Below are 8,951 nucleotides of genomic sequence, written 5' to 3'. Positions count from 1 at the left end.
AGGGGGAGATGTCGCGAAAGCGACAGAGAGGGGTGAACCCTTTCAACGAGCTCAGAGCTGGCGGCTTTCGCTGCACCCCTCTCTGCCCTGCCGGGCATCTCCCCCTCAAGGGGGGGGAGATCGGCCAGAGGTGAGGCGGCCGTGTAACGTGACAGGTCCCGGGGTGACTGCAATGAACATGGAAACAAAAATGACGCTGAAGCTGAAACGCCTCGAACATGCCGAGGGCATCGAGCCACCTGCCTACGAAACCTCCGGTTCCGCCGGCATGGATATCCGCGCCGCCGTCGACGCGCCGATGACGCTTGAGCCCGGCAGGCGGGCGCTGGTGCCGACCGGTTTCATCTTCGAAATTCCGCAAGGCTTCGAGGCCCAGATCCGTCCACGCTCCGGCCTCGCCTACAAGCACGGCATCACCTGCCTCAACACGCCCGGCACCATCGACAGCGATTATCGCGGTGAGGTCAAGGTGCTGCTCGTCAATCTCGGCGAGGAGACCTTCGTGATCGAACGCGGCATGCGCATCGCCCAGGTCATCATCGCCCCGGTGACGCAGATGCCGGTGACCGTGGTCGACGACCTGACCGAGACCAAACGCGGCGCCGGCGGATTTGGATCGACGGGCGTGTGAGGCGCGGTTTCCGGGCGTCTGTAAATCGGCGTATTTCCGCATTCTTGCCTGTGGTGTAGGCTTCCCGGAAAGCTGGCGCAACGCGGCACGGAGGCTTTGCCCATGGACATGATGGAGGCGTTTCAGCGGGTTGGTCTGGCGCTGGCGATCGGGCTCCTGGCCGGGATCGAGCGCGGCTGGCAGGAGCGCGATCTGGCCGACGGGCAGCGGGTGGCGGGCATCCGCACCTTTGCGCTGGTCGGGCTTCTGGGTGGGCTGGCGGGCTATCTCGGCGTTGAGACCGGCCCGATGGTGCCGGCGATGCTGGCGGCCGGGTTGACGATCGCCTTCGTTGTCTTCGAGTATCTGGCCGCGGGGCCACGGCATGATTTCAGCGTCACCGGCGTGGTTGCGGCGCTGGTCGTGTTCGCGCTCGGCATTGTTTCCGTTACGGGCGATATGCGGCTGGCGGCCGCCGGCGGGGTGGTCACCACCGTGCTGCTGGCCGCCCGCCACGCGCTCCACGGTTTTCTGAAGTCGATGACATGGGTGGAACTGCGTTCTGCGCTCGTGCTTCTGACGATGAGCTTCGTGGCGCTGCCGCTTCTGCCCAACCGCGCGATCGATCCATGGGGCGGATTCAATCCGTTCTCCGTCTGGCTGATGACGGTGATGATTGCCGCACTCTCCTATGCCGGCTATGTGGCGATGCGCATTGGCGGGCCGGAGCGCGGCATCCTGTTTGCCGGCGCCACCGGCGGCATCGTGTCGTCAACGGCGACGACGCTCTCCTTCGCGCGCATTTCTGTCGGGCAGCCGGCTTTGTCGCGCAATCTCGCGGGCGCGGCATCCATCGCCGGCGGGCTGTCGCTGGTCCGCTGCTTCGTGATTGCCTCGGTCGTGGCGCCGGCTCTGATGGCGCCGCTGCTCGTAGTCCTTGCGCCAGGGCTTTGCGCCTTCATCCTTGCAAGCCTCGTCCTGAACCGCAGCGGCGGTAACGCCCGGCCGGAGACCGAGCTTCAGCTTTCCAATCCGTTCGAGCTGCAGTCGGTGTTGCGGTTCGGCGCATTGCTCGGCGTTATCGGTTTTGCCGCCAAGGTGCTGGTCAGGTTCCTGGGGCCGGCGAGTATCGTGTTCATTGCACTCGTCTCCGGCATTCCCGATCTCGACGCCATCACGCTTTCGACCGCGCATCTGGCCGGAGGGGCGGTTCCGGTCCATACCGCGGCGATCGCGGTGCTGACGGCGGCGGTCTCCAACCTGATCACCAAGGTGGTGCTGGCCTATGGCAGCGGTACGCGGGAATATGGCCGGCTGCTCGCCCTGGTGACGCTGGTGGTGATCATGGTCGGCGGAGCCTGTTTCTGGCTCTACAGCGCGGTTTTGCAGTGACGCGCGGGCTTGCAGGTCGCGCCTGAAATGAAATTCCTTCGGAGGGGCTATAATTGGAACTGCATTCCTCAAGTCCGGAGTGCATCGCCGGTTCGTGCCTCGAATTCGGTCGCCTTCGACCCTACCTAGATTGTAACGAATTCAAGGGAGCACAGTCATGGAACAGAACGGCAAGCCCGGACGCGGGAAGGTATACGGATCCATCCTCGAGACGATCGGCGATACGCCGCTCGTGCGTCTCGACAAGCTGGCGAAGGAGCATGGCGTCAAGGCCAACCTGCTCGCCAAGCTCGAATTCTTCAATCCCATTGCCTCGGTGAAGGACCGTATCGGCTTCGCCATGATCGAGGCATTGGAAAAGGCCGGCAATATCACGCCCGGCAAATCCGTTCTGGTCGAGCCGACCTCGGGCAATACCGGCATCGCGCTTGCGTTTGCCGCCGCCGCCAAGGGTTACCGGCTGATCCTCACCATGCCGGAATCGATGTCGATCGAGCGCCGCAAGATGCTGGCGCTGCTCGGCGCGGAACTGGTGCTGACCGAGCCGCCGAAGGGAATGAAGGGCGCGGTCGCCAGGGCCGAGGAAATCGCCGCCGAAACCGAAAACGCGGTGATCCCGCAGCAGTTCGAAAACCCGGCGAACCCCGAAATCCACCGCAAGACCACGGCCGAGGAAATCTGGAACGACACCAATGGCGATGTCGATATCTTCGTCTCCGGCATCGGCACGGGTGGCACGATCACCGGTGTCGGCCAGGTGCTGAAGCAGAAGAAGAAGGACGTGCATGTGGTGGCCGTCGAGCCCACCGCCTCGCCGGTTCTGTCCGGCGGTTCGCCCGCGCCGCACAAGATCCAGGGCATCGGCGCCGGCTTCGTGCCGGGCGTACTCGACACCTCGGTCTATGACGAGATCGTACAGGTCGAAAACGACGATGCCTTCGCGCTCGCCCGCGAAGTGGCCCGCCTTGAAGGCGTGCCGGTCGGTATCTCCTCGGGCGCCGCCCTGAAGGCGGCGATCGAGGTCGGCTCGCGCCCCGAGAACGAAGGCAAGACCATCGTCGTCATCATCCCGTCCTTCGCCGAACGCTATCTGTCGACAGCGCTGTTCGAGGGGCTCGGGCAGTAACACTTCCCCGCGCGGGAACAACCGACGCATTGATTATAAGGCTCATTTTAAGGCCGGAGACATGGCGAGTGCCATGTCTCCGGCCTTTTCGTTGCGGCACATAGTCGCTTCCTCACAACCGCTGTTGACAAGCTTCAAATTTATATGTGAAATAAGTGATCATATATAAGAGCCCTTTTCGGAGGAGGGCCCAGTGATCCTCAGGAGGAAAGTCAATCATGAAATTTGCTAATGCCGCTCTCGTCGCGGCTGGTTTCCTGTTCGCCGGTTCGGCCATGGCGGCCGACTACACCATTCGCCTCGCCAGTTCCCTGTCGCCGGGTGAGCCGACCATCGAGGCGGCTGAGTTCTTCGCCGATGAAGTTGCCAAGCGCACCGACGGGCGCGTTGAAATCCAGGTGTTTCCGGCCCAGCAGCTTGGCAGCGAAAAGGACGTCAACCAGATGATGCGCCAGGGCGCGCCGATCATCTCGGTCACCTCGTCCGGTTACCTCTCCGATTTCGTGCCGGATATCGGCGTGGTCGAAGGCCCCTATCTGCTCGACAATCCGGAGCAGTTCGAAAAGATCGCAAGCTCCGACTGGTTCGCCTCCGTCAAGGACCAGTTCAACGACAAGGGCATCACCTTTCTCGTTGACGATGCGCTTTTCGGCGCCCGCAACATCCTGGCCGACAAGCCCGTGCGCAGCCCGGCCGATGTCGATGGCATGACGATCCGCGTCCCGCCGAACACGGTGTTCGTCAAGACGTTCGAGGCCATGGGCACGCGCCCGGCAACTGTCGAGTGGTCGGAAGTCTATAGTGCTCTTCAGCAGAACGTCGTCGAAGGCGCAGAAGCCCCGCTCGGCTCGCTCTGGGGGGCGAAGCTACACGAGACCCGCGATACCATCTCGCTGACCCAGCACTTCACCGCCTTTACCTTCTGGGTGATCAATTCCGACTATTTCAACAGCCTGCCGGAAGACATTCGCGATGTGATGATGGAGGTCGGTCAGGAAACCGGCGCGCTGGCCACCGAACTGACGCTGAAGCGTGACGAGGAGTACAAGGACATGTTCCGCGATGCCGGCGTCACCATCGTGGACGATGTCGATATCCAGGCCTTCCGCGACAAGACCGCCGGCGTTTACGGCGAGTTCCCGAACTGGACGCCCGGCCTCTACGACCAGATCCAGAAGATCCTCGCCGAATAAGCGCGTTCGAAAGCGACCGGAGGCCGGGGCATGTCGCCTCGGCCTTTCGGTGTCCTCATACGATTTTCAAGGCGGGAAACGATGTCGAAGCATTCGCAAGGGTCCGGTCTGCGCCCATTCCATTATTTCGAGGAAGTCATTGCCGGCATCGCGCTTGTCGTGCTGGTGGCTGCCGTCTGCTGGGGCGTCGTGACCCGCTACATCACGGAAACGCCGGCGGCGTGGACCGGCGATATCGCCTCAGTTTCCTTCGCCTGGTTGATTTTCATGGGCAGCGCGGCGGCCTTCAAATATGGCATGCATATGAGCATCGATCTGGCGTGGATGCTGATTCCGGCCGGTCCCCGGCGTATCCTCGGCGCTCTCGTCGATCTCCTGATCCTCGCCTTTCTTGCCTATGCGACCTGGCTTGGCGTCAAATTCTGTCTGAGCACGATGGATGATCCGATGCCGATCCTAAGATGGCCGCGCGCCATTCTCTACGCGGCGCTGATGTGCGGCTTCGCCTGCATGTTCCTGCGCTATGCCGGCATTGCGCTGCGCAAGTTCAAGGGCGATACGGAGCCCACCCACCGTCTCGCCGAAACTCCGGACGAAGGAGGCGCGGGATGGGCCTGATACCGGTTGCCATCATGCTGGCGCTGTTTCTGCTGAACACGCCGATCGCGCTTGGCATCGCCATGGCCGCGCTCAGCTTCTTCCTGATGTCAAGCGGGCTGCCGATCAGCTCGTTCATCCAGAAGATGGCGTCCTCCACCGAATCCTTTCCGCTGCTTGCCGTGCCGTTCTTCATCTTCGCCGGCACGATCATGAACCATGCCGGCATCACGAGGCGGCTGCTCGGCTTTGCCGATGCGCTGGTAGGCCACACCATCGGCGGCTTGGCGCAGGCCAATGTCATGCTGTCGGCGCTGATGGGCGGGCTGTCGGCCTCGGCCAACGCCGATGCCGCCATGCAGGCCAAGATGCTGGGCACGGAAATGGTGCGACGCGGCTATTCGCCAGGCTTCACTGCGGCGGTGTGCACCTGCTCGGCCGTCATCACGCCGATCATTCCGCCGGGCATCGGGCTCATTCTTTACGGCTTTCTCGCCAATGTCTCCGTCGGCAGGCTGTTCATCGCCGGCATCGTTCCCGGCCTCTTGATCATGCTTGCGCTTATGCTGGCCGTCAGGCTCCGGGCCAAGAGCCGCAAGTACAAGCCGACGCGCGTCAAGATGGCGACAGGCCGCGAACTCTGGAAAGCCTTCGTCGAATCCCTCGGCGCGCTTTCGATCATCGCCTTCATCCTGATCGGCATCCGCCAGGGCATCTTCACGCCAACAGAGGCGGGCGCGATGACGGTGGTCTATGCCTCGATCATCGGCTTTTTCTGGCACCGGGAGCTGAAGCTCTCGTCGTTTCCGCTGATCATCACCGAAACCGTTCTGGCAACCGCCGTCGTGATGCTGATCATCTGTGCGGCCGGCGCGTTCGGCTTCTACATGACCTGGGAACAGATCCCTGCGAAGGGCGCGGCGCTGCTGCTCGGCATCACAGAAAACCCGTTGATGCTGCTGTTGCTGATCAATGTGCTGCTGCTGGTGATCGGCATGCTCATCGAAGGCACGGCGGCGCTGATCCTGCTGACGCCGATCCTGGTGCCGGCGATCACCAAGCTCGGCATCGATCCCTTGCAGTTCGGCATCGTGATGGTGGTCAACCTGACGATCGGCGGCGTCACGCCCCCCGTCGGAACGCTGATGTTCACCTCGTGCTCGGTCCTCGGCGTCTCGATCGGCGAATATATGCGCGAGGCATGGCTGTTCTTCGTGGCCCTGCTGGCGGTGCTGCTGGCGCTCGTCTTCTTCCCCTCTATCGTGACATTCCTGCCGGACATGATGATGGGGAAATAGCCTCCTTGTCCCCGGCCTCGCATTGCGTGAGGCCAGGGCGATGCTCACATCCCGTGCAGCACATAAGCCGCCTTGACGGCTGCGGAGGCGCGGTTTTCGACGCCGAGCTTCACATAGATGGTTTCCAGATGCTTGTTCACCGTGCGGGTGGAAAGGCCGAGAATTTCGCCGATGTCGCGGTTGGTCTTGCCCTTGGCGATCCAGGCCAGCACTTCGGATTCGCGCGCCGTCAGCGGAAATTCCTTGCGCAGCGCCTCGTCGTCGCTGACGGGGTTGGCGGGCGTGACGCGGAACAGGTATTCGCTGGTTCCGGTCTTTTCCAGAAAGGCGAGCTGGAACAGTTTTTTGCCATTTTCGGTGATCGGAAGAATGGCATCCGGGCTGGCGGACGGTTCGCCGCCGGCAAGCCAGTCGGCGAGTTGGCGGGTGATGAAGCCGAGGTCGGCGCCGGCGCCGACCGCGTCGTGGATCAGCCGGCTTGCCTGCGGCGTCATCCAGCGCAGCCCGCCCCCGGCGTCGCAGGCCAGCAGGTGGCGGCCGGTGGCGTCCAGCGCCACCCGCGCGCTCTGGGTCGAGCGGGCATTGGCGAGATGAACCCGGATGCGGGCGCGCAGCTCGTCGATATTGATCGGCTTGGTGAGGTAGTCGACCCCACCCGATTCCAGCGCGTGGACGATATGTTCGGTCTCCGAAAGCCCGGTCATGAAGATCACCGGCGTTTCGGCGGAGGGCCCGGCCTTCAGCCTGCGGCAGGCCTCGAAGCCGTCCATCTTGGGCATCACCGCATCCATCAGCACGATATCGGGCGTAATCCGCTCGACGATCGAAAGCGCGCTCGCGCCCGAGGTCGCGATCAGCACGGAATAGCCGGACGCCTCCAGCGCCTCGGTCAGGAAGCTCAGCGCATCCGGACTGTCATCGACCAGGAGAACGATTTCCTGTGGCTCAGCCATTCCCGTCCCCTTCGGTCGGCAGCGATCTCATGAAACGCAGGAAGCCATCGAGATCGAAACGATCGACGAAACCCGTCGCCTCCTCGACAAACGGCTTGTGCGTGGCGGCAAGTGCGGCGAGCTTGTCCTTGATGCCCCGGTGATAGCCGATCTCCGCCAGACGGATCAATTCCTCGCATTCGGATTTCGGGGGCGGGACGAGCCGTTCCGGCACTTTTGCCGCTTTGACCGGCGCAGCATCCGCTGCCTGCCGCCATGTCAGCCCGAGATGCATGCCGAGCACGTCTTTCAGCCGTTTCAGGTTGACGGGCTTGGACAGCGTGTCGTTATGGCTGTCATCGCCGTGGCCGATCTCGGCGTCATCGCCGATATTGGCGGAGAGCATGATGATCGGCCGCGTCACGCCGCGTTCGCGCAGCGCTGTCGCCAGTTGCCAGCCGTTCATGCCGGGCATGCGGATGTCGAGCAGGAACAGGTCCACCGGTTCGATTGCGGTCTGTTCGAGACAGGCCGCGCCGTTTTCGGCCAGCATCACGTTGAAGCCGAGCGGTTGCAGGATATCGGCCATCATCGCGCGGTGATCCTCATTGTCGTCGACGACCATGATCGTTCGGCGCGGACCATCATAGACGCCGGTGTCCGCGCCGGCTTGCGGGGGCGTCGGGCGGTCGACGGAGGCGAGCATCAGCCGCACCGAGAAGGTCGCGCCCTCGCCGGGGCGGCTCTCGACCGCGATATCGCCGCCGAGCGTGTTGACCAGAAGCCTGGTGATTGTCAGGCCGAGACCGAGGCCCGGCTTGTCGCGGGTTCCGCCGCGCTCGAACGGTTCGTAGATCCGGCCGAGATGCTTCTCGTCGATGCCGCTGCCGGTATCCGTCACGGTGAAGGTGGCCACCTGGCTGCGATAGCGGGCATCGAAGGTCACCGTGCCCGTATCGGTGAACTTCACCGCGTTCGACAAGAGGTTGACCAGGATCTGGCGCAGGCGCTTTTCGTCGGTGCGGACATAGGCTGGCAGGTTCCGGTCACGACCGTGGCGAAAGGCGAGGCCCTTGGCGCGGGCTTGGGTCTCGAAGATATCGACGATCTGGTCGAGGAATTCGCCGAGATTGATCTCGTTGGAATAGACCTGCAGCCGGCCCGATTCGATCCGGGAAATATCAAGCAACCCGTCGATCAGGCCCGAAAGATAATCGGCGGAGCGCCGGATCGACTGGATCGCCGGCTGGCGGGCCTCGGGGATCGTCGGATCGCGCTCCAGCAACTGGGCATAGCCGGAGACGGCGTTGAGCGGCGTCCTGAGCTCGTGGGAAAGACCCACGACATAGCGGCTCTTGGCGCGGTTGGCGGATTCGGCGGCTTCCTTGGCGGCCTGCAACGCCGCATCGGTTTTCTCGTGCGCCGCGATTTCCTTGAGCAGCAGCGTGGTCTGGCGCGAGGATTCTTCCTCGGCGACCTTTCGGCTGTCATGGGCCAGCACGAAGAACCAGGCGACCACGCCGGTAATCAGCGCGAACACGAAGAACACGATCAGCGCGGTGTTGTAGACCACCACCTGGGTTTCCGGCGCCGCCCGCGCGGTCTGATAGGCGATCATCGCCAGGATCGCGCCGATTGCGGTGATCGAAAGCGCGAGCGTTATGCCGTAGCGCCCGAGCCTTGTGGCAAGCTGGGCGACGATCCTCGCCGGCAGCAGCTTGTGGGCGACGGTGCCAAGCTGCGCCTCGAATTTCGCGTTCGGCTTGCAGAGATCGTGGCAGCGGCTGTCGAGCGAGCAGCACA

8 protein-coding genes are annotated in these 8,951 nt (G+C 63.2%); 6 read left to right on the top strand and 2 right to left on the bottom strand.

What is annotated here, in order from left to right:
- Positions 1-172 precede the first annotated feature (172 nt).
- The 6 genes from dut to B4E36_RS17560 all read left to right on the top strand — a co-directional run bounded on the left by dut (position 173) and on the right by B4E36_RS17560 (position 6,216).
- Positions 173-631: a dUTP diphosphatase gene (gene dut / locus B4E36_RS17585; RefSeq protein WP_292052879.1), complete on the top strand. Its 459-nt coding sequence runs from the start codon at positions 173-175 to the stop codon at positions 629-631.
- 102 nt (positions 632-733) lie between these two features.
- Positions 734-2,002, top strand: a complete 1,269-nt coding sequence (locus B4E36_RS17580; protein ID WP_292052883.1) for an MgtC/SapB family protein — start codon at positions 734-736, stop codon at positions 2,000-2,002.
- Positions 2,003-2,159: 157 nt separating this feature from the next.
- Positions 2,160-3,128, top strand: coding sequence for a cysteine synthase A (gene cysK, locus B4E36_RS17575; RefSeq protein ID WP_292052886.1), 969 nt, complete (start codon positions 2,160-2,162; stop codon positions 3,126-3,128).
- A gap of 218 nt (positions 3,129-3,346) precedes the next feature.
- Positions 3,347-4,321 (top strand): C4-dicarboxylate TRAP transporter substrate-binding protein, encoded by a 975-nt coding sequence (locus tag B4E36_RS17570; protein ID WP_292052888.1) that lies wholly within the window; start codon positions 3,347-3,349, stop codon positions 4,319-4,321.
- A gap of 81 nt (positions 4,322-4,402) precedes the next feature.
- The gene (locus B4E36_RS17565) at positions 4,403-4,939 is read left to right on the top strand and encodes a TRAP transporter small permease (protein ID WP_292052892.1); all 537 of its coding nucleotides are present in this window, start codon (positions 4,403-4,405) and stop codon (positions 4,937-4,939) included.
- A complete protein-coding gene (locus B4E36_RS17560) occupies positions 4,930-6,216 on the top strand; it encodes a TRAP transporter large permease (RefSeq protein WP_292052896.1) in 1,287 nt (428 codons plus the stop codon). The genes B4E36_RS17565 and B4E36_RS17560 overlap by 10 nt, the downstream gene beginning before the upstream one ends.
- Positions 6,217-6,260: 44 nt before the next feature.
- On the opposite strand, the gene B4E36_RS17555 is transcribed toward B4E36_RS17560, so the two are convergent.
- Together B4E36_RS17555 and B4E36_RS17550 are read right to left on the bottom strand one after the other, a co-directional pair.
- Positions 6,261-7,169: a response regulator transcription factor gene (locus tag B4E36_RS17555; protein ID WP_292052898.1), complete on the bottom strand. Its 909-nt coding sequence runs from the start codon at positions 7,167-7,169 to the stop codon at positions 6,261-6,263.
- A partial coding sequence (locus B4E36_RS17550; RefSeq protein WP_345900618.1) for an ATP-binding response regulator occupies positions 7,162-8,951 on the bottom strand: 1,790 nt, incomplete at its 5' end. The genes B4E36_RS17550 and B4E36_RS17555, both read right to left, overlap by 8 nt.

Origin of the sequence: Martelella sp. UBA3392, from assembly GCF_002358775.1 — a bacterium.
Taxonomy (GTDB): Bacteria; Pseudomonadota; Alphaproteobacteria; order Rhizobiales; family Rhizobiaceae; genus Martelella; species Martelella mediterranea.
Note: the sequence above shows the minus strand (reverse complement) of the source record. Positions and strands in the feature narration are given on the sequence as shown.